Below are 19,789 nucleotides of genomic sequence, written 5' to 3' on the forward strand. Positions count from 1 at the left end.
TATTAATATACTTATTAACCTTAAACTATATTTTTTGAGGTTAAAAATGTTGATATTTGCTTGATTTTATACTGCATTTTATTTTTTGTAAAATAGTTGAGAATAATTTGCAACATGAACAAAAAATAAAATATATTGAGATTAGAGATTGGGTTAATTTCTTGACCAATCACTTTACTGAAAAATCAGTAATTGTATTTACTGAATAAGTGAATCAATTGATTTTTAAACATTTATGGAATGAAAGTAGAGATGTAGATTAATCAAACTGAATCAATAATTAAGTTGATTTCAACATTTATCAGATACACCAATTACATATAAATTTTGCTACTTTTATTTCAAAAACAACTTAATAAAATCTGCTTGACAAAACTAACAAAAATGACAATTTATATTTGCAATAAAGGAGTTTTTTGTAATCAAAATGTTGATACTATTTGTGAAAAAAATATTTACAGCACAAACCTTAACGAGAAATAATGTTATATATTGGCTACCAGGATAAAGCGATGAACTAGCCAAAAGTCCTGTTTTCTCTTGTTTGCTAAGTCGGACATGATTTTTGAGTTGCTCATATTAGCAAGCAGTTGATTGAAAGAAATTGTAGGTAGAAATACATCTCTTTTAATCAGATTATTTGTTCCCTAGTACATTCATCATTACCCTTCAATGAACACTTTCTTTTGTTCCGATAATTCCCGCACAACAGGAGAAGATATTATTGGTTGTGTAGCCAATCACCAAACTTATGTATTAATAGAATGTCCTACTCCTTGGGCTTCAGAAGCCTTTCAATCTCGATGGGTTCCAGAAAATTTACGGACTTTGGTAGAGGAAGCAAAACGTGCTAAATTACCAATAAAGTTTCTATTAATTGCTAATCATTTATCTCATAAATCAGACAGCACAACCCTTTTGATTTATCAACAACAAGAGGGTCTAATTAATGCTTTATCTAAACGAGAGTACAAATTAGAAAATATCCAGCAAGCAGCAATAGTCATCAAGAAATTTTTATTGGGTAAAAATTCAGAGAATTACGAATTAAATACAAATTCCACACGTGATATTCTGATCTGTACCCACGGTAGCCATGATAAATGCTGCTCTAGATACGGCAATCCTTTTCACTTTCACGCTACAAATGCTGTTGCTGATTTGAATTTGGATAATGTGCGGATTTGGAGATCTAGTCATTTTGGTGGACATCGGTTTGCACCAACTTGCATAGATTTACCAGAAACCAGATATTATGGAAATCTTAATCAAGATTTATTTCAATCAATATTGACTCGTACTGGCGATATTAAATCTTTGCAGAAAGTGTATCGTGGCTGGGGAATTTTGCCAAGTTCGATTCAAGTTATGGAAAGAGAACTGATGTTTCGTTATGGATGGGATTGGTTTAACTATAAAGTAGCAGCTAGAATAATTGACCAAAGTGCAGACAAAAATACAATTCGTGCAGAGCTTATTTTTGAAAAACCTGATGGTTCGCAATATAATTATCAGGCGAGATTAGTCAAAGACGAAACAAAAACTGTGGAATTGAAAAGTTCTTGCAATGCCAATCAAAAGTCAGTATTTGTCAAGTATGCTGTAGCTAGTCTCTGGCTGACTTCCACCCAATTTATCACTGTTACAGCGTAAGCGATCGCACACTTGTATCATGTCTGCTTGAAAACTTACAATATTCGCCTACGGGTAACGGGTAATTGGTAATTGGTAATTAGTAATAGTAATGTTTAGCACGAAAGTGCAATTACAAAATACAACGCTACAGTTGTGCGACTTTATCTAGAAGGTAGGGTAAAACATTTGTGATGCGGCTATATACTGTTCGCTTCTTTGAAGTTTGTCGCGCAAGTGCTTTACCCTGAGCTAAATCGTAGTTATTTGACCAATAATTATTTAACCAATAAATGGTCAAGTAACTATTTTTCAGCAATAATCACGTTTGTGTCTTCATTGGTTGAAGACTGGTTTTCTGTGAGTTGCTTCTTCACAGTTACCAAATAAACAGCTAACAAGACAGTAAATAAAATCCCTTCCATAGCCACCTCCAAAGGGTGATGCACTGAACTTACTGAGCAAGCGATCGCTTGATTCATACTTAATACATCACCACGTTTGCGAGGAATTCCAAAGTATAGTACAAATAACTTAACTTTTCAAGCAAATCTTACCGCTACACTACCTGCATGAGCCGGTAAACCTTCCGCTTCCGCAAGGCTAATTGCTGCTTTTCCGATGGTTTGTAATGCTTGTTCATCGCACTGCAAAGAAGTAATCCGCTTCATAAAATCGTACACACTCAATCCAGAAGCAAAACGCGCTGAACGTGCTGTTGGTAACACGTGATTTGGCCCACCGACATAATCACCAATTGCTTCTGGGGTGTGGCGTCCTAGAAACATGCTACCAGCACAGCGAATTTGCTTGGCAAGCTCTTGTGGCTCATCTACGCATAATTCCACATGCTCTGGTGCTAATTGATTCAGTAAATTAATACTTTCTGCTAAATCACTGACAATAATCACCGCGCCATGATTTTCCCAACTTTTAGCAGCTACTGCTTGAGTAGGTAAGGTTTTGAGAATTTGCTCAACTGCTGTTGTCACAGATTCGGCAAAACTTTGGGAATCGGTAATCAAAATCGATTGGGCGCTAGGGTCATGTTCTGCTTGTGACAGCAAATCCCAAGCAATCCATTCTGGATGATTCTGATCATCAGCTACTACCAAAATTTCTGATGGGCCAGCGATGCTATCAATGCCGACTCTACCAAATACCTGACGCTTTGCTTCCGCAACATAAGCATTACCAGGCCCGACAATTTTATCAACAGGAGCAAGGCTTTCTGTACCATAAGCTAAAGCTGCTACCGCTTGCGCTCCACCAATACTATATATTTCTGTTACATCTGCTACTTGAGCTGCTGCCAAAACTGCGGGATTAATTTCACCACCAGGCATCGGCACTGTCATCACAATTCGCTCCACTCCAGCTATTTTAGCAGGTAGGGCATTCATCAGTAGAGAACTGGGATAGCTTGCCCGTCCACCTGGTACGTAAATTCCCACCGTTGTTAACGCTACCCAATTTAAACCTAGTTTGACGCCGACTTCATCAGTATAGGCAATATTTTGTGGCAGCTGTTTTTGATGAAAAGCAGTTATTCTTTGAGCAGCAACTTCCAAAGCAGTTCTAACTTCCTGGGGACATTTCGCTGCTTGGTCAGCAATAAAAGTCTCACTCAGACGAAAAGACTCAGGGCTGTAGCGATCAAAACGGGTAGTATAGTCTTTGACTGCGGCATCACCACGTGCCTTAACATCAGCAATAATCTCTTTAACTGTACCACTGACATCAACCGTTGCTTCCCTGCGTTCGTTGACAAATGCTTGAAATTGAGTCGAAAAATCTTTGTCAGTTGTTTTCAGTAGCTGCATGGTAAGTCTCTCGGCAGTAGTGCGTGATTTTGGAGGATGATAATTTTAGTTTAAGGCGCGAATTAAGTATTTTAACAAAGTTTCAAACCTTGGGCGTTAGCACCAAAATCTCTCAATATTTTGGATGCGTCGCTTTCTTTACCGAGCGTAGTGATTGAATTTAGTAGGATGCGTTATGGACAGAACGTCCTAACGCAGCGAAAACTATCGGATGGTGCGTTGCGTTGCGCGACAACACACCCTACTGGACTGTCAAGGCTAAAATGATGCAATAAATCTCTGATTCTATCTCTGTGTTCTCTGCGCCTCTGCGGTTTATTAATGCACTATTTTAGCCTTGACACGCTACTACAAAAGGGGATTTGGTATTGATTTAACTTGCAGTCTCAACAGAGTTTTTCCGATTGGGACGCTTACGCTCTGATTTTTTCTTCAATCCAACCGCTTGAGCTTCATCACTATCTGAACCATACTGTCCCCGCACAAATTCTTTCATCGCTAAAACAGCATTGTGAAATTCCCATTCTGCTAATCGCGCATTATCAGCAGCAGCACGGTACAAAATTAACTTCTCGGTTTCGGCTTGTTGAAAAGTGAGCATTGCCTGATAAGCTTGCTGTAAGTTTTCAACAGAAGCATTAGCACGGGTTGTTTCGTAATTTACGATAGTTTGCAAACCGTGGAATGAGTCAATATCTTTACTAAGAATTTGAGGACGCAAACGGCTTGTTGTATTTTGGATAAACATTGTTGCATAAGTAGTGAACTACATATTTAATGTTCCCATTGCAACAATAAGAATAACGGTAAGGTGGTTAGATCCCCGACTTTTTCAAAAAGTCGGGGATCTAAGGATTCACAATACAGGTTGATGTCTTAACGGCATAGCCTGCGATTGAAATCGCAGTCTCATAGTTCAAGTCTGCTTAAGCAGACTGTTTGATTTATTTAAGTCGTCTTCAGACGACTTGTGCTGTTAGCTAAGACTTTAAACTATTGCGTCTCCACCGTTTAATCTCAGCTAATTGATTAGAAGCTGTGTTGCGGTCAATTTCTCCCTTCGCAAACTTTGCTTTCACGCGATCGCTAAAATATTCTGCTTTACTATTTACATCAAGAGAATTGAACTTGTTTTGTTCCTCTCGACTTTTTTTGACGTACGCATTCCAGTTAGCTTGAGTGCGCTCAATCTCACTAAAGTCGTTTGGGTTTTCATTCCAGTAAGGATTCATCCAGATTTTTTGAATATTTTCTTGCGCCTGCTTACTAGATATCTTTCCTTCTTTATAAGCTTTTATTTGGCGCTGATGTCGCGCTTGTGGAGACGCTTGATTGATCATAACAAGAGCAGCGCCTGCTAGGAGTACAAATTCAATCATCACTCACCCCGAAAAGACTCAAGGTTGGACAAATGTATCCCATCTCAGCTGCGCTATCTGCAATATCAAATAGAACTTCTGGATCAAGCAAGTATTTTTGTAAAGTTTCAAACTGTTCTTGATTCCGCATAGAATTACCTTAGTTGAATGTAGTAGGGCGTGCATGTTTAGTGTCAACGCCCTTTTATTTATCACTACTTACCTGGCAAATTCTGCGGTGTTGTAAATATTCAGTGTCTAGTTGATGCGATCGCACTTTCTCGCCATGTTATGTCAACTCCTTATGCATTCGTAATGCAGACCAATGCATTCACAATTCAAGCCGATGCATTAACAATGCAGACCAATGCATTCACAATGCAGACCAATGCATTCACAATTCAAGCCGATGCATTAACAATGCAGACCAATGCATTCACAATTCAAGCCAATGCATTAACAATGCAGAAGGTCGCATTTAGATAATATACCGATGCGTTTTCTAGGTGCGATCGCCAATTTGTTGATACTCCGCATTCCCAAAAATCGCTTCACTATCACGATAATACTTAAATTCCATTAAGTTATAAAATGGGTCTTCTAAAAAGAAAGTGGAATGTTCTAGGGGAGTACCAACAAAACGATGCTTGGGTTCTTCTCTAAACAGTAGTTGATGCTGTTGCGCTCTCAACAGTAAAGATTTCCAGTCGTCTTCTGAAGTAAAAACTAATCCAAAATGTCTGGGATAAATACCGCGTTGTGGTGTCAACGGTTCTTTGGTGACATGAGCCACCAATTGATGACCGTAAAGATTGAGAATGAGAGCATGGTGATTTTCTCGACCAGCAATACAGCCTAAACCATCAACGTAGTATACTTTTGCTTGAGCTATGTCGGCGACTGGAAAAGCAAGATGAAATATAGTTTGATTCATATTGAGGGATAAAACTGAGGAACTAAAGGCTAGGTTTAAGTAGCCGTATTACTATCTATATATAAATTGCAAAATAATCAGGCAATTATGCAACTCTAAATATATATGACCAATAACATCCAACTTCCTTGGCAACAAGAGACTGTAATTCGCCACAGCTTACGTATATTACGTAGTTTTGATTATTGGACAGGACGTTCTCTACTAGATGTTAATGGTTCTGCACAAGAGATAGCCCAAGCACTGTTTGCAGCGCCTTTTGCTTTAGTTTCTCACGGGACTGAACCAGACCCAATTTTTAACTACGGGAATCAAAAAGCCTTGGAATTATGGCAGCTTTCATGGCAGGATTTTACTAAAATGCCTTCACGGAAAACAGCTGAAGAGGTTGTACAAGAGGAACGTAATCGGTTGTTAGCGGAAACAACAACTAAAGGGTTTAGTAATTTTTCTGGTGTTCGGATTACCAGCACTGGTAAACGTTTTTCTATTAAAGATGGTATTTTGTGGAATTTATTAGATGAGAATGATCAGTATTGTGGTCAAGCTGCTGTTTATTCTAATTATGAATTTATGCTCTAGAAATTAGGCGTTGCTGATTTCATGTATGAAAATGATTTTAGGTAATTCCAAAACCTTTGTACTAGACGCGATATATCGCGTCTCTACACTAGATTCATACCGCGATTCAGCAACGCCAGAAATTAAAATCTGGTAGGGTGTGTTATGGACATTGGGCTGCAAGATCCCCGACTTTTGAAAAAAGTCGGGGATCTTTCTCCTCGTAATACCATTTCACAAAAAATCTGATACAAATACAGACCATGTAGAGACGCGATATATCGCGTCTGGAACACAATTTATGTGTATCGTGATTAACGTGAAATGGTATAACCCCTCAGAACTTATGCGACAGACCACTAGTCCTAACGCACCAATGATTCTTCAGCAGATGAAGAGACTGATTCTCCAAATTGAGACTGAGGGACGAAGATATCAGCGCCGTTAATTACTGCTCCCACTAATCCTAATTCTGATTCCACCAATTCATCTACAACTTCACCGAGCATGTTTTCTTGGGTATGATGTGGTCGGGTGACTAGGATAATGCCATCGCTGTAAGGTTGAATTAATAAGGCATCGTTGGATAAACTGATGGGATTAGTGTCTATAATTACTAAATCATAGCGTTCACGAGCATCTTCAATTAAGCGTCGAAATTCGCTAGATTCAAGAATAGCAGCAGGCTGATGTACAGAGCCGGCACTAGGAACAATGTATAAATTTTCGACATCAGGAACTAAGCGGATACACTCGCTCAAGCTACCGTAATAGCGTAGGGGTTCAATATTTGCATTGGGGTCAATACTCACTTTTAGCGATGGACTACGAGAAGGCGATCGCAAATCTGTTTCAATAATTAAGGTACGTTTGCCAGCACGAGCGGAAGCTATACCCAAGTTGTAAGCACTTGTGGTTTTACCTTCACTGCTGCTCACACTAGTAATTAATATTACTTTTAATTTTTTGCTGCCGAAGCGACGTAAATTGCTACGCAACTTCTCATAGTATTCTAAATAGGGGGAATAAACAGAAAGTAGGGTTGGTACTTCGTCTGGTGACAAGTCCTCTACTGGCATTAAAGGTAACTCTCCCAGTACGGCGACTTCTCGCTGTTTGAGATGATTGCGGATATCCTCTTTGGTTTTGAAAGTACCTTCGAGTGAGCCTAATAAAAATATCACCCCACCACCGACGATTAATCCGAAAACACCACCAATTGCTAGGGTAGCTGATACACTCTTCGGAGGTTTAATATCAGCAGTCACTAAAGGGACTCTAGCTACACTTAGGCTACTCACAGTTTCTGCTTCTGCTGCTTGAGCATCAATCAGCTTGGCTTGCATTTTGTCGAAGATGGCTTTTTTGAGTGCTAATTCTTGTTCTAAACGCGATCGCTCTAGTTGCTTATTAGGTATCAAAGCATATGCTTGTCGCAGTCGTTCTTCTTCTTGTGATAAAGAAACTAGCTGTTGTCGTAATGTTTCGTACTGAGTTTGTAAAGCTACTAGCTGATTGGCTAGTTGCTGACGAGCAGGGTCTAAGTTACTTTGGGAACGAATATCTGTAACTGAACTAGCAAGAGGAGCTGTCGCACCTTGACCACCAATAACTTCAACGGCTCGTTGTTGTATCAATTGTTCATAAGCATCTTTTTGACGCTGCAATTGTACCATCTGCGGTAATTCGGGACGCGCACCTTGTTTGGCAAGGACTCCCATTTGGCTTTCGACTTGATAAATTTGCGATCGCAAGTTGGCAATAATTGGATCAGCACTCAAAGCTGATGAAACATAAGCTTGGTTGACATTTAATCCCAATTTTTTCTGTAAACTGCGAACTTGAGCATCCACTCCAGTTAGCGTCAATTGAATTTGTCGTTGCTGATTTTGACTGCTGGTAATTGCATTCAGCAAACTACCATTTTCCGCAGCTATTAATGCTGGACCTTGAATGCGATCGTATTGTTCTAGTTTTTTCTCCGCTAATTGCAAATCTTGTTTAATCTGTGGAGAACGTTCGTTGATTTTTTTGATAATTGCATTTAATCGCCTGCTATTAATCTCACCACTCAACTTAATCATGGCTTCCATCAATAACTGTACTGTTTGTTTAGCACGCTTTTCGTTAGAGTCTTGATATTTAATTTCAATCAGTGTGGATGCTGGTGCTTCTCCTGGCTTACTTTTTTCCGGTACAGTCAGAGCAATATTTTTACCAATTTGTTTTGGTTTAACATTGACTTTTGTTGCCACAGCCTCAATGATTTGGTCTGATAACAAAATTTCTTGAGTTAATTCTTGACCTTGTTGCTGAATTTCCCCCCCAGTCACAGAAAATAAAACCGGAGGACTAGAGTAAGTAAGTGCAGCATCTGTAATATAACTAGCGGGTGGTTCTGGTTGTATAGCGATCACCGTTGAACCAACTACAACTAAAGTGAAACTGGCTAAACCAATCCACTTATACTTCTCAAAAGCTATCAAGTAGCGCTTAACAATCGGTGGTGTCATTCGATTTTGGATTTTGGATTACTCTACCTTGAAGCCGCTTACGCGTCTATGGATTTTAGATTTTAGATTTTAGATTTTAGATTTTGGATTTTGGATTGACTGTGATTTAAAAAAGAGGTGTAATACCATTTCACGAAAACCCTGATACAAATACAGATCCTGTAGAGACGCGAAATTACCCTGCGGGAACGCTAAAAGCGAACGCGTCTCTACAAGATTCATATGTATCGGTATTAACGTGAAATGGTATAAGGGAAAGGGGAACAGGGAACAGACAAAGGGGAACGAAAAATATTCTTCCTTGTCCTCCTTGTCTTCCTTGTCCCCTACTTCCCTCCACTCCCCCCTCCACCGATGAAACTATCGAAGAAGTTGAGGAAATTCTGAAAACTGAAGAAGGGTTGGGTAATGGTAGATATTAAGTTCGTAATTTTACCGATGAGGTTTCGACCAATCACGATAACATCATTATCTTGAAGTGGCACGTTTTGAGTTGGATCTCCACCTAAAGCCTTTTTACCGTTTAATCTCTGAGTGATAGCTTTACCTCGTTCTGGATCGAAGCGAACTAGGGCAATGTCCCGGATGTTAGTAAAATTAGGGTTGACTCCTGATAAAACATCTACGAAGTTACTACCATTCGGCAATGTTTGCGTTACGATTCCGCCAGTAGCGTAGTTTAATACTCTGACTCGAATTTGGGGTTGAGCTAAAGAGGAACGAGCAACAAGATTGCGATTGTAATTATGATCATTAGCTGAGTTGCGACGCATGACAACGATCGCATCTCCATCTTGCAAACGGAAGTTAGGTGCGGTCTCACCTTTGAGTACAGGATTATACAGGTCAATATTTTGGGTAATAATTGAACCGTCAATTAACTTTCGCCGTAGTTGCACTTGTCGCAGGTCTGCCATCATAGTAGAACCGCCTGCTAGTTGTAAAGCATCAACGATCCGAGGTGTTGGTGAATTCATGGGATAAATTCCCGGTTTTGGTACTTCACCACTAATAGTGATTTGTACTGTTCGAGGTGATGCTAATGATACAGCAACTATTTGATCGGGTGTAATGCGATCGCGTAGTAAGCGAATTTTTTCTTGAGCTTCTTCCAAACTCAAGCCTTTTAAGGATACTGTTCCCACTTGAGGCAAAACAACATTACCTTCAGGGTTGATTGTGACTGAAAAATTTATCTCCGGTCGCTGCGACACCAAAGATAAAGTCACGATTGGATTAATGACATAAGTATTGAATAAAGAGCGAATCTGATTTTGTGCTTCTGCTAAAGTTAAATTTTGTAGTGATACAGTTCCCAATAAAGGAACAATAATCTTTCCTTCGGGATTGACAGCAGCTTGAAAACCTAAATCTGGAAAACGCTCAATCACAACGCCAATCACATCTCCTGGTCCTAAACGATAAGGGCCAAAAGGACGTTGAACTTGGATAGTAATTGTATCTCCCGACCCCAAAATATAACGGTCGAGTTGAGACGGTATTTCATTATTATTAACACCCAACGGAGTAAATTCACTGTCTGTGACAGAACCAGGAAATGGCGCTTGAGCAACAACAGGTATTGAAGTTGTTGTTAATAAAATACTGACTGAAAAACTCAAATAGTACAATGTGCTGAATGCACGCATATCAACAAATAGAAGTTATAGACGATTTAATTTAAGCTGTGAAGCCGTTCTCAGGCTGCAAAATTGTCATTAAATTATCTTGTACTGTTTCGCCAAGAGATTTAACTTCAGACCAAACTGTATCAATCTTTCCTAAAGGTTCCATCGGTACAAGGATACTGACAGCAACCCAAGCAGCACGTTGCTTTTGTAATTGAGCTATCTGATCTGCCAATAACCATTGCAAAGTTGATGGATCACCACCATCGCGCCAAGCGTACCATTGCAGAACTGCAAAAGTTTGCTCTTTTGTCGCAGCACGAAAAAATCTAGCTTTTACCTTTGCTTGCAACTGCTTGACAGTAAATTCAACTAAACGACTTTGAGCAATATCCCACTGTCCCCAACGTGAATGACCCCAACCATTAACCTCTGTCCATTCTACTTGTGGCTGTTTTCTTGATCCATTTTGCGGTAATAACAATAACACAGCCTCAGTATCGGCATTTTGTTTTTTAATTAACTGCAAAGACCACTTTTGTTCGCCAATAGGTTGTTCTGCTTGTTCAACCGTTTGCCAACCAGGAAGAGTCAATCCTATTTGACGTATCCGTTTTAACTGTTTGAGATTGGTAACAGGTGGTGGTTCCTGCCATTGCCAGTATCCTTTGAGGTATCCAGGAACCGCTCCTATTATCAGTATTATTAACAATAACAACAGCGTTACAACCTGAGCAAAGTAACGCTCTTTGAAAAGTTTAGAAGAAGTCATCAGTAAAATACGTAGAATATGAGAAAATTTTAGACTCAAGTTTGCTGTAATGAGTTCAGTTATATTACTGAGTGTTTTCCAAGATTCTAGTCAGAAGTTTGGTTTTAAAATATATAAGCACGCTTGGTGTTTACTATGAACTTATCAAAACTGATAATTATCTGACAGATTGCACCAGTTGCAATCTGCCGTAAAATAAATGTGTTTATTTAACAGGTTAGTTTGCGATGTGAGGGATGAAAAGAATCCAAAATCTAAAATTTAAAATTGAATGACGGACAAAATATCTAAGATGGGGTCTGAGACTAATCATTTGTGGCTAACCGCACCGACAAATTTAACCTTGTTACCTGATGATGTGCATGTTTGGCGAATCTCGCTAGACCGACCAGAATCGGAACTGCAAGCTTTACAAACAACCCTCTCTAGTGACGAAATTGCTCGCGCTCAAAGGTTTTACTTTGAACAACATCGACAGCGTTTTGTTGCAGGTCGGGGTATCTTGCGTACAATCTTGGGTCGCTACTTAGGTGTGGAACCGCAAGCGGTGGAATTTACCTACGAACTTCGTGGAAAGCCATTATTAGCTGATAGGTTTGCTGATAGTGGAGTATCATTTAACTTGTCTCACTCACAAGATTTGGCTTTATGTGGTGTCAGTAGGAACCGCAAAATTGGTATAGATGTAGAATATATGCGGTCAGTCAGTGATGTCGAAGCTCTTGCGGAAAGGTTCTTTGCACCTAGAGAATATGAAGTAGTGCGATCGCTCCCCTCAAACCAACAACAACAAGTGTTTTTTCGCTACTGGACTTGCAAAGAAGCTTACTTAAAAGCAATAGGAGTCGGAATAGTTCAATTAGAAAAAGTAGAGATTTCTTTGACTCTAGAACAACCAGCAAAACTTATCACTGATGAAGAATGGAGTTTAATTGAACTCGTACCTGGTGATCATTACCTTGGTGCAGTTGCTATGGCAGGTCAAAATTTAGATTTAAAGTACTGGCAGTATTAAAAATTTTAGTACTTATTTATGATTAGGAATAAGCAGATGTTTTTTGGATGATGCTGTCAACTAAACCATAGGCTTTTGCTTCTTCAGCACTCATAACAAAATCTCTTTCAGAATCAAGTTTAATTATCTGTTTCGGTTGACCAGTGTTAGTAGCTATTATCCAAAATCTGATACAAATACAGACCCTGTACCAGACGCGATATATCGCGTCTGGTACAAAATTTATGTGTATCGTGATTAACGTGAAATGGTATAAGATTTAATTTTTAACTAACCGTACTAGGATGCAGAGAGTACGGTGTCAGACTATGACATTTGCTAAATTGATGCTTCCTCAAATACTCCCATTGCTCCAAGGCGAATAGTAATGATTTCTACGTCTGTAATTGCTTTGTGGGGACCATTTTTAGTATTGGCTGGTGTAAACCAAAATGTTCCCGATGTGCATTCTCGTCCACCAGTTTCGATTATTCCTTTGAGGACATAGACATATTCATCACAAGGATGGTAATGAATAGGAATTACTGTGTTAGCTGACTTCGATCGCTTAGGAATTGGTACGGGTGTGCATTGCGTCCTCGAACTTGGTGAAGAAGGCCCCCAAGCCAGTACAGTAAAGATTGTTGACAAGCCTGGTGTTATTGCTGGTAAAGCAGGACAGACCATTGTTGAACCGCCATTGGGATGGCAGCAGTAATAAAATTATTTGATAGACCAGGGAAGGAAGACAAAGGGGACAAGAAAGACAAGGGGGAGGTATTTCATCACTCCTTTCAATGATTTGATGCTTCGATGTCTGTGTTTTCGAGCCATTCCCTGATATATTCCATACCTTGTTCTAGAGTGATTTTTGGCTTATATCCTAGCTGGGTTTGTGCTTTTTTGATCGAATAAGCATGAGGACTAGTAGAAAAATCTACAGCAGCTGGGAAAATCACAGGTTTTAAACCCAAAATTTTCATTCTTAACCACTCCAACCGAATCAAAGACTTGACAATTGGTGCTGGTAGAGACAAAGGCGCGGGTACGTTTCCAGCTTTAGCTAAACGTGTGTAGTATTCTTTCCAAGAAGTTTCCTGTCCATCAGAAATATTAAAAGCTTCTCCATAGGCTTCTTTTTCGATGGCGAGGAAAATTCCATCAATTAAATTATCTATATATAAATGGTTCATAACTCCCCTTCCCGCATCAGGTATGACAAATCTTTTTTGGCGCATTAGCGAAAGGGGACGAACAACCCAAGGGTTACTTCTTGGACCATAAACAGCGGTTGGTCTAATAATAATTACACCAAAATTTGGTGGTGCGTTTAGCTTTAAGATTTCTTGTTCACTTTCTATTTTTGTCAAAGAGTAAGGATTGTTTTCGCTACGGAGTGGACCTTCTTCTGTAACTTGATTAGGATAAATAAAACCGTATACTATGACGCTTGAAAGGTGAACAAAAGTCTTAACTCCAGCATTCATAGCTGCTTTGGCGATGTTGAGAGTACCACCAACATTAACATTACGAAACTCCTCCAGTGATCCTCCTTCTTTAACGAGAGCGGCTGTATGTAGCACAATGTCTACTCCTTGACAAGCTTCTTGTGCTACAGCTGGATCGCAAATGCTACCAACAAATACTTTTGCGCCCAGACTCTGGGCTATTTTGGCGTTATTGGGATCATTTTCTATTCCTCGAACATGCATTCCTTGGGCGATCGCTAATTCGGTAGTACGTAAGCCAATAAACCCACCTATTCCTGTGATCAGGATAGTTTTATCTTTGAGGTTCATAAATTTAGATATCCTTTGTGGAGCAAGAGATTTTTTGTTCATAATCTCATGAACAAATATTTCAGGAGATAATTTATAAGCATTTTTTGGGGAGTGAATGAGAGAAGCAAATTAGTACCTGAAGTGAAAATTTAATGCCCTAATGTTTATAGTAAATAAATTTTATTTTCATACCAATCTATCATTTGGTGTATATATTTTTGAAAAAATAATTAAAGAAGTATTTTTAGTATTTATATTTTTAGGAATCAGTTCAATATAAAAATATGTTTAAGCGGGGTTTAAAAATAAAGTGAGGCTTGATGTAAATAAAAATTATGACAAAATCATTGTTGGTCAATCGACTACAGATGCACACAGATAGACACCGATAAATTATCTGTATGCATTTGTAGATTTAGTTTTAAGCTACATTTAGGAAACCATTTTGCAGCAAGTAAGTAGAGTAAGTCATAAACAGTTGTGTATCCATTGGTGGACAAACGATACCACTACCAGCAAGTGCATTGAGTGTTGCTTCACAATTAATTATTGGTCTTCTACTTTGCAGATACAAATCAGGAATAGTGATTTGTTCTTCTGACCAACGTTCTAGTAAGAAAGGTCTGAGTGTATACAAAGGATTCTCTGCGGAAGAGATATCATTAATTAACTTTGTCTGCCATTCTTGATAAGGAATTGTTTGAATAGCAAAACCAAGAGAATCCATCCATGCAAGCAAATCAGAAAAGGGAACAGGTACAGGATGCTGTAGGTGGAATGCTTTCCCTAAAGATGCTTCTTGTTTGGAGAGATAAACAATGGCTTTGCTAACATAATCAACAGGTGATGCATCCAACCGATAATCTACGTCTGGGAAGTATCCCATCTGGATACAACCTTTAATTACTAAGTTGATAAAATCATCTGTATTACAAGCACCTGTTTGGCTATCTCCTGCGATTAAAGGCGGTCTATGGATAGTTACAGGAAGACCGCGATCGCGAGCAATTGTGACTAGTTTTTCTGCTACCCATTTTGTTTGCGAGTAACCGAGAAAAATACCTTGCCAATGTTCAAAGCTATCATCTTCTTTGACTATTTTACCAGCATAAAATGGTGATTCAAATACAGCGACACTGGAAACATAATGTACTGGCTTGACTTTGAAAAGACACGCCAAACGCAATACTTCTTGTGTCCCTAAAACATTTGGTGTTTTGAGTGCAGAATAGGGATAAACATAATTGAGTGTTGCAGCACTGTGATAAATACTATCAAGATTAGCAGCTAGCATATCAAAGGCTTCTTTGCCAATTCCTAATAGTGGCTGAGATAAATCACCAATTACTGGCATAATTCTGGGATGGAATATTTCATTCCAAAGTCCATAACTTTGCAAGTTTTTCTTGAGTTTCTGCTTACCTTCTTCTGGATGAGCAGCACGTACTAAACAATAAATATCAGCATTGGTTTGTTGTAGCAGTTCGTAGATTAAAAAAGCTCCTAAAAATCCTGTTCCACCTGTAATAAATACATTCTTTGGTTCACCTGTGAACACAAAAGAACCAGATGCAGGACGTATATTATGATCAAGAACAGCTTCAGCACTTAAATCTAAAATCGGAGCGACATTTTTAACTGCAACAGTGTCTTCTACATCTGACGCTAATTCTTGCGATTCTTCGGCTAAACGCTGTGATAGCGATGCAATAGTTGGGTAATGCCATAATAATGTCGGAGCGATTTTAAATCCGAGCATCTTTTCGGCTTTAGTGACAATTAACATCGCCTGAGTAGAATCCAAACCATAAGTATCTAATGGCTGTTCGGTATCAACTTGCTCTGGTTCTACCTGGAGAGTTTCGGCAAGATTAGATAACAACCAAGCTTGAATTTCTGCTGCTGTTAAATATTTTTTTGCTGTCATCATATTTAGGCTTCCAATGTAGAATTTACAGGTGTATATTGACTGTAGTAATTTGGAATTTGCAGCCCTTGAGTTTTCAAACTTTGAATTCGGTATAAGTAGGCAGAACCGATCATGATATGGTTAGCAACATCCACGACACGACGATGATTTGGATCTGCTAGATAGGAACCCCGCACCCAGTCATTAAAGCTACCTATTGCAGGACCACACCAAATTTGATAATCAACTTCTCGACCTTTTTCTCCAGCATGAGACCAACGAGAAGATAACCCTAAATACCAACGAAAAATTAACGCCATTTTCAATTTAGGATTATTAACAGCTTTCCCCAATTTCTCTGGATTTTTTTGTGATAAATAAGAAACTGTTTCTTCCCAAACTTGAGTCAGTGGCTTGCGAAAAACTTGTTTTTCTAGTTTCTCTCTTTCTTGAGTCGGAATCTCATCAATGGAATTATAATTCCTGTAGATTTCATATAACTTTTGAGCGCGGAGAGGAAACATTGTACCGCGTTTGAGAACTTGCAGTTTTACCCCCATTTCAAACATATCTGCGGCTGGAGCCATCATCACATCAGCCATATCTGCTTGTGCTAACAATTGCTTGGTATGCTGACAACTTCCAGCTTCAATACATGATTGATTAATTGAACCTGTCACCACATATGCAGCACCCATCATAAAAGCAGCTAAAGCAGATTGTGGCGTAGCAATTCCACCTGCAACCCCTACTCGAATAGGTTTTTCATAATTATATTGTGCTTGAATTTCATCCCGCAAAGCCACAATTGAAGGTAGCAAACAAACCAGTGGACGATTATCAGTATGACCACCAGAATCAGCTTCTGCTGTAATATCATCAGCAAGAGGAATTTTAGCTGCTAAATTTGCTTGTAATTCACTGATTAATCCTTGTGCAACCAACTCTTGCAACATCTTTTGTGGCGCTGGTTGCATAAATTTAGTTGCAACTTCGCGACGGGAAATTTTAGCAATGATTTTGTTTTTTATTTCAATTTCATTAGCTGAATTGACACTTAGTCCTGCGGCACGGTAATAAACTATATTAGGAGTAATATCTAAAAAAGCCGAAGCTTCTATAGTTCTTACCCCATATTTGAGATATAAATCTACAGCACCACGTTCTAGTGCAGGTTCATTAGGACTATGAATTAAATTAAAAGCATAAGGGCCATTTGGTAAGGCGTATTGGATGCGATTAATAGCTATTTCCAAGCGATGCGGTGGTAAACCACCCGCACCAAAAGAACCCAAAATTCCCGATTTTCCTAAAGCAATGATCATTTCTTCTGAAGCGATTCCACCAGCCATTGCACCAGTGGTATAGGCGTATTTCACACCATGAAAAGCCAGGAAATTCGGGTCTCCTAACTGTTGTAATCTGATGGGTGGAATTACCATCAACAGTTCAATTTGTCCTGTTTTACCATGCTCAAGAGGAGACAAATAACCGTCGTTTGTGACACCAATTTTGCCGTCAACTTTAACGATGTAACAAGGTTGATCTAATGTCAGAAGTTTTTCTTTAATTATATTAGGGTCAAAGGCTACGCAATCTAAGGAACCTTTCCATACTTGATTAAAGTTGCAGGGAGAACCATAAAATTCAAGACCATTCTCTAGTACCACATCTACTGTTTTCACCGTAGTGATTCCTCAAGATAGTTATTAGTAGTTGATTTATATTGCATCCTAGTTGAGAGTATTTTTTAATGAACCGCAGAGTACGCAGAGTACGCAGAGGAAAGAGGAGAGAGGGGAATAATTACGTTGTTATAATTTCTCTCTCTGTGTTCTCTGCGTCTCTGTGGTTTTTTACTCATTTAACAAGTTTTCAACACAAGCAATTTGTAGTTGAATCAGTTCGCTGATTTGCTGGCTAAATTCGTGACGAGATTGTAAGAAGGTGTCATGAGTTTGATGAACTTGGAAATTATTGGCGTTCAATTGTTGGTAATGAGATTGATTGAGGAGACTAATAGATTGGGTTGACTCAACAAATTGTACTTCTGGTTTTGGCTCTAAGCTGTTATCCATGATATTTTGTATCGGCATTTTTTCTGGTTGAGTCGCAGGTGGGTTGATGGGTCGAGATTTTTTGCTAGTTGTGGAGATGTTGCGAAAGAGTTGTTTGTTTTCTTCTGTTAATATTTTGTCGGTAATGCTTTGTCCACCCAAGGTGACTTTTTTGAGGGTGAGTTGGGATTTTTTACTTGTTTGTGTTACTTGGGTGTAGAGTGGTGACAGGTCAACGGAAACTTGATGACTGACGAGTTTTGCTAGCGCTTTGACAATACCAGAATGATCGTCTAAGCCTCGGCGATTGAGGGATATGGTAATGTGTTGTTTGCTGCCGAGAATTTTATCTATCCAGCGTGAACAAATGTTACCTGCACCTGTTTCGATAAAGATTCTCGCGCCATCGTCGTAGACTCGGTTGACTAGGCGAGGAAAGTCTAGTTGTTGGGATAAACCTGTGGCGATACTGTTGGCGATCGCACTACTTTCTATTTTCACTGGTCCATACTCAGCAGCAGAGTAGAGGGTGACATCTGGTAGGTTTTTCTGGATGGGTAGGGTGTTGACTCTGGCGATTTCGCTATACTCGGAACCCATCGCTTCACAATGGATCACGTGATCGAAGGGGGCGCGAAAAGCGTTACAGCCTAATATTTGAATGATTCTTTCACAAGCTGCTGGTTGACCGGCGATGACGACTTCTTCTGGTGTGTTAATTTGGGTTAAGAAGACGCGCTTCTCATGTTTGAGGTATTCTCTGACTTGTGATGGGGTTGTCATGAGAACATAGTTAGCCCAGAAGTTATTATCTTCGGTTGGTGGTAATTGCCAATACTGACGAACGGCTGTTTTTGCACCAGATAATCTGTCGGCGAATAGGGGTGAGGTGTGGAGAGCGCGGATTCCTTGGGTGAAGTTATCCCAGACACCAGTCGCAGACATCATACTGGTTTCACCTAAGCTGTAACCAAAGACAAATTCGGGTTTGACTTGGAATTGATCACGGATGATTTGGGTGATGAATCTGGTAAACAGCATGTCTACGTCGAAGATTGCTAGAGGATCATCCAGAAATTGCTGTTCTTTGGTTTCGAGTTGGCGGGATGAAAGTTTGTTTAAGCTTCTGGGGAAGACGATGCGGGAAATATCGGCGACCAGGTTTTGTAGTTCTTTGATGGCGATGTCGTCGAGGATGTTGGGGAATAGACGGAAGAGGTTACGCGCAATACCTAGATAAGAATTGACTGCTGCTGGGTAGACGTAAGCAACTCCCCCACGTTTACCGAGTGGTTTAGCTGTAAAGTAACTTCCTAGTGGTGTTTGCCAATCTTGTTGTTTAGCAAAGGCGTTATCTATACCTTTTCTCGCGGCTGCGATTTCTCTGGTGAGTTCGTTTTGGTTATGTGCCAGAATTACTAAGATGTAATTTGCACTCGGATCTAGTTTATAGTTGGCAAAAGCAAGATTAGCAGCGTTGGCGAGGGAAGTACCGTTGGTTACGGTGTTTTCGAGAGCGTCAAGTTGGGTAAGTAAATCAGTGCGATCGCGTCCAGTAATTGGAAATAAATAAAAGGGTGTTTGCTGCAAAAATCTGCTGCTGCGTTCTTGTTGTTCTGGTTCTTCTGATAAGATGGCGTGAGCATAACTACCATCTATTCCTATGCTATTGATAGCAGCAATTCTTTTTGTAGCTTGTTTATCGAGAAACCAAGGTCTTGATTCTGTCGCAACATAGAAAGGAGTGTGGGAAGTGTGGGAAGAATTTAATCCCCCTTGTCCCCCTTGTCCCCCTTGTCCCCCTTGTCTCCCTTGTCTCCCTTGTCC

17 protein-coding genes and 1 pseudogene are annotated in these 19,789 nt (G+C 39.5%); 4 read left to right on the forward strand and 14 right to left on the reverse strand.

Features of this window, described 5'->3' with window-relative positions; genetic code table 11:
* Positions 1-672 precede the first annotated feature (672 nt).
* The gene (locus tag B4U84_RS07790; protein ID WP_131116711.1) at positions 673-1,653 is read left to right on the forward strand and encodes a ferredoxin family protein; all 981 of its coding nucleotides are present in this window, start codon (positions 673-675) and stop codon (positions 1,651-1,653) included.
* A 284-nt stretch (positions 1,654-1,937) separates the two neighbouring features.
* Here the strand turns inward: B4U84_RS07790 and B4U84_RS31130 are convergent, their stop codons facing one another.
* The 6 genes from B4U84_RS31130 to B4U84_RS07815 all read right to left on the reverse strand — a co-directional run bounded on the left by B4U84_RS31130 (position 1,938) and on the right by B4U84_RS07815 (position 5,747).
* Positions 1,938-2,114 carry a hypothetical protein gene (locus B4U84_RS31130; protein ID WP_017309014.1) on the reverse strand — a complete coding sequence of 59 codons (177 nt, stop codon included), beginning with the start codon at positions 2,112-2,114 and terminating at the stop codon, positions 1,938-1,940.
* A 60-nt stretch (positions 2,115-2,174) separates the two neighbouring features.
* Positions 2,175-3,455 carry a histidinol dehydrogenase gene (gene hisD / locus B4U84_RS07795; protein ID WP_131116714.1) on the reverse strand — a complete coding sequence of 427 codons (1,281 nt, stop codon included), beginning with the start codon at positions 3,453-3,455 and terminating at the stop codon, positions 2,175-2,177.
* A gap of 373 nt (positions 3,456-3,828) precedes the next feature.
* Positions 3,829-4,203: a hypothetical protein gene (locus B4U84_RS07800; RefSeq protein ID WP_131116717.1), complete on the reverse strand. Its 375-nt coding sequence runs from the start codon at positions 4,201-4,203 to the stop codon at positions 3,829-3,831.
* 232 nt (positions 4,204-4,435) lie between these two features.
* On the reverse strand, positions 4,436-4,834 hold the full coding sequence (locus B4U84_RS07805; RefSeq protein ID WP_017309017.1) for a hypothetical protein: 399 nt from the start codon (positions 4,832-4,834) through the stop codon (positions 4,436-4,438).
* Positions 4,827-4,964 (reverse strand): hypothetical protein, encoded by a 138-nt coding sequence (locus tag B4U84_RS30440; RefSeq protein WP_165490259.1) that lies wholly within the window; start codon positions 4,962-4,964, stop codon positions 4,827-4,829. Before B4U84_RS30440 ends, B4U84_RS07805 begins: the two co-directional genes overlap by 8 nt.
* Before the next feature lie 351 nt (positions 4,965-5,315).
* The gene (locus B4U84_RS07815) at positions 5,316-5,747 is read right to left on the reverse strand and encodes a VOC family protein (RefSeq protein ID WP_131116723.1); all 432 of its coding nucleotides are present in this window, start codon (positions 5,745-5,747) and stop codon (positions 5,316-5,318) included.
* A 105-nt stretch (positions 5,748-5,852) separates the two neighbouring features.
* Here B4U84_RS07815 and B4U84_RS07820 point away from each other — a divergent pair, with 105 nt between their 5' ends.
* On the forward strand, positions 5,853-6,329 hold the full coding sequence (locus B4U84_RS07820) for an MEKHLA domain-containing protein (RefSeq protein ID WP_131116726.1): 477 nt from the start codon (positions 5,853-5,855) through the stop codon (positions 6,327-6,329).
* A gap of 344 nt (positions 6,330-6,673) precedes the next feature.
* On the opposite strand, the gene B4U84_RS07825 is transcribed toward B4U84_RS07820, so the two are convergent.
* From B4U84_RS07825 to B4U84_RS07835, 3 genes are all read right to left on the reverse strand, one after another.
* Positions 6,674-8,821, reverse strand: a complete 2,148-nt coding sequence (locus tag B4U84_RS07825; protein WP_131116728.1) for a GumC family protein — start codon at positions 8,819-8,821, stop codon at positions 6,674-6,676.
* Positions 8,822-9,147: 326 nt separating this feature from the next.
* Positions 9,148-10,470 (reverse strand): polysaccharide biosynthesis/export family protein, encoded by a 1,323-nt coding sequence (locus B4U84_RS07830; protein ID WP_044452343.1) that lies wholly within the window; start codon positions 10,468-10,470, stop codon positions 9,148-9,150.
* Positions 10,471-10,501: 31 nt separating this feature from the next.
* The gene (locus B4U84_RS07835) at positions 10,502-11,221 is read right to left on the reverse strand and encodes a cyanoexosortase B system-associated protein (RefSeq protein ID WP_131116731.1); all 720 of its coding nucleotides are present in this window, start codon (positions 11,219-11,221) and stop codon (positions 10,502-10,504) included.
* A 292-nt stretch (positions 11,222-11,513) separates the two neighbouring features.
* Here B4U84_RS07835 and hetI point away from each other — a divergent pair, with 292 nt between their 5' ends.
* Positions 11,514-12,236: a 4'-phosphopantetheinyl transferase HetI gene (hetI, locus tag B4U84_RS07840; RefSeq protein ID WP_131118792.1), complete on the forward strand. Its 723-nt coding sequence runs from the start codon at positions 11,514-11,516 to the stop codon at positions 12,234-12,236.
* Between the two features lie 22 nt (positions 12,237-12,258).
* Here hetI and B4U84_RS32090 read toward each other — a convergent pair whose 3' ends face one another.
* Positions 12,259-12,495: an ATP-dependent Clp protease proteolytic subunit gene (locus B4U84_RS32090; RefSeq protein ID WP_510650804.1), complete on the reverse strand. Its 237-nt coding sequence runs from the start codon at positions 12,493-12,495 to the stop codon at positions 12,259-12,261.
* Between the two features lie 276 nt (positions 12,496-12,771).
* Between B4U84_RS32090 and B4U84_RS07855 the strand changes: the two are divergent.
* Positions 12,772-12,933: pseudogene (locus B4U84_RS07855) on the forward strand (HPF/RaiA family ribosome-associated protein); the annotation flags it as partial.
* Between the two features lie 76 nt (positions 12,934-13,009).
* On the opposite strand, the gene B4U84_RS07860 reads toward B4U84_RS07855, so the two are convergent.
* From B4U84_RS07860 to B4U84_RS07875, 4 genes are all read right to left on the reverse strand, one after another.
* Positions 13,010-14,014, reverse strand: a complete 1,005-nt coding sequence (locus tag B4U84_RS07860; protein WP_131118794.1) for an NAD-dependent epimerase/dehydratase family protein — start codon at positions 14,012-14,014, stop codon at positions 13,010-13,012.
* 403 nt (positions 14,015-14,417) lie between these two features.
* Positions 14,418-15,923: a thioester reductase domain-containing protein gene (locus B4U84_RS07865; RefSeq protein WP_131118796.1), complete on the reverse strand. Its 1,506-nt coding sequence runs from the start codon at positions 15,921-15,923 to the stop codon at positions 14,418-14,420.
* Between the two features lie 5 nt (positions 15,924-15,928).
* Positions 15,929-17,590 carry a PfaD family polyunsaturated fatty acid/polyketide biosynthesis protein gene (locus B4U84_RS07870; RefSeq protein ID WP_131116734.1) on the reverse strand — a complete coding sequence of 554 codons (1,662 nt, stop codon included), beginning with the start codon at positions 17,588-17,590 and terminating at the stop codon, positions 15,929-15,931.
* A 171-nt stretch (positions 17,591-17,761) separates the two neighbouring features.
* A partial coding sequence (locus tag B4U84_RS07875) for a PfaB family protein (RefSeq protein ID WP_242677566.1) occupies positions 17,762-19,789 on the reverse strand: 2,028 nt, incomplete at its 5' end.

It is taken from the genome of Westiellopsis prolifica IICB1, from assembly GCF_004323185.1.
GTDB lineage: Bacteria > Cyanobacteriota > Cyanobacteriia > Cyanobacteriales > Nostocaceae > Pelatocladus > Pelatocladus prolificus_A.

Coding starts and splice junctions, on each gene's coding strand:
- B4U84_RS07790 (WP_131116711.1), top strand. CDS start 673: ATGAACACTTTCTTTTGTTCCGATAATTCCCGCACAACAGGAGAAGAT.
- B4U84_RS31130 (WP_017309014.1), bottom strand. CDS start 2,114: ATGAATCAAGCGATCGCTTGCTCAGTAAGTTCAGTGCATCACCCTTTG.
- hisD (WP_131116714.1), bottom strand. CDS start 3,455: ATGCAGCTACTGAAAACAACTGACAAAGATTTTTCGACTCAATTTCAA.
- B4U84_RS07800 (WP_131116717.1), bottom strand. CDS start 4,203: ATGTTTATCCAAAATACAACAAGCCGTTTGCGTCCTCAAATTCTTAGT.
- B4U84_RS07805 (WP_017309017.1), bottom strand. CDS start 4,834: ATGATTGAATTTGTACTCCTAGCAGGCGCTGCTCTTGTTATGATCAAT.
- B4U84_RS30440 (WP_165490259.1), bottom strand. CDS start 4,964: ATGCGGAATCAAGAACAGTTTGAAACTTTACAAAAATACTTGCTTGAT.
- B4U84_RS07815 (WP_131116723.1), bottom strand. CDS start 5,747: ATGAATCAAACTATATTTCATCTTGCTTTTCCAGTCGCCGACATAGCT.
- B4U84_RS07820 (WP_131116726.1), top strand. CDS start 5,853: ATGACCAATAACATCCAACTTCCTTGGCAACAAGAGACTGTAATTCGC.
- B4U84_RS07825 (WP_131116728.1), bottom strand. CDS start 8,821: ATGACACCACCGATTGTTAAGCGCTACTTGATAGCTTTTGAGAAGTAT.
- B4U84_RS07830 (WP_044452343.1), bottom strand. CDS start 10,470: ATGCGTGCATTCAGCACATTGTACTATTTGAGTTTTTCAGTCAGTATT.
- B4U84_RS07835 (WP_131116731.1), bottom strand. CDS start 11,221: ATGACTTCTTCTAAACTTTTCAAAGAGCGTTACTTTGCTCAGGTTGTA.
- hetI (WP_131118792.1), top strand. CDS start 11,514: ATGGGGTCTGAGACTAATCATTTGTGGCTAACCGCACCGACAAATTTA.
- B4U84_RS07860 (WP_131118794.1), bottom strand. CDS start 14,014: ATGAACCTCAAAGATAAAACTATCCTGATCACAGGAATAGGTGGGTTT.
- B4U84_RS07865 (WP_131118796.1), bottom strand. CDS start 15,923: ATGACAGCAAAAAAATATTTAACAGCAGCAGAAATTCAAGCTTGGTTG.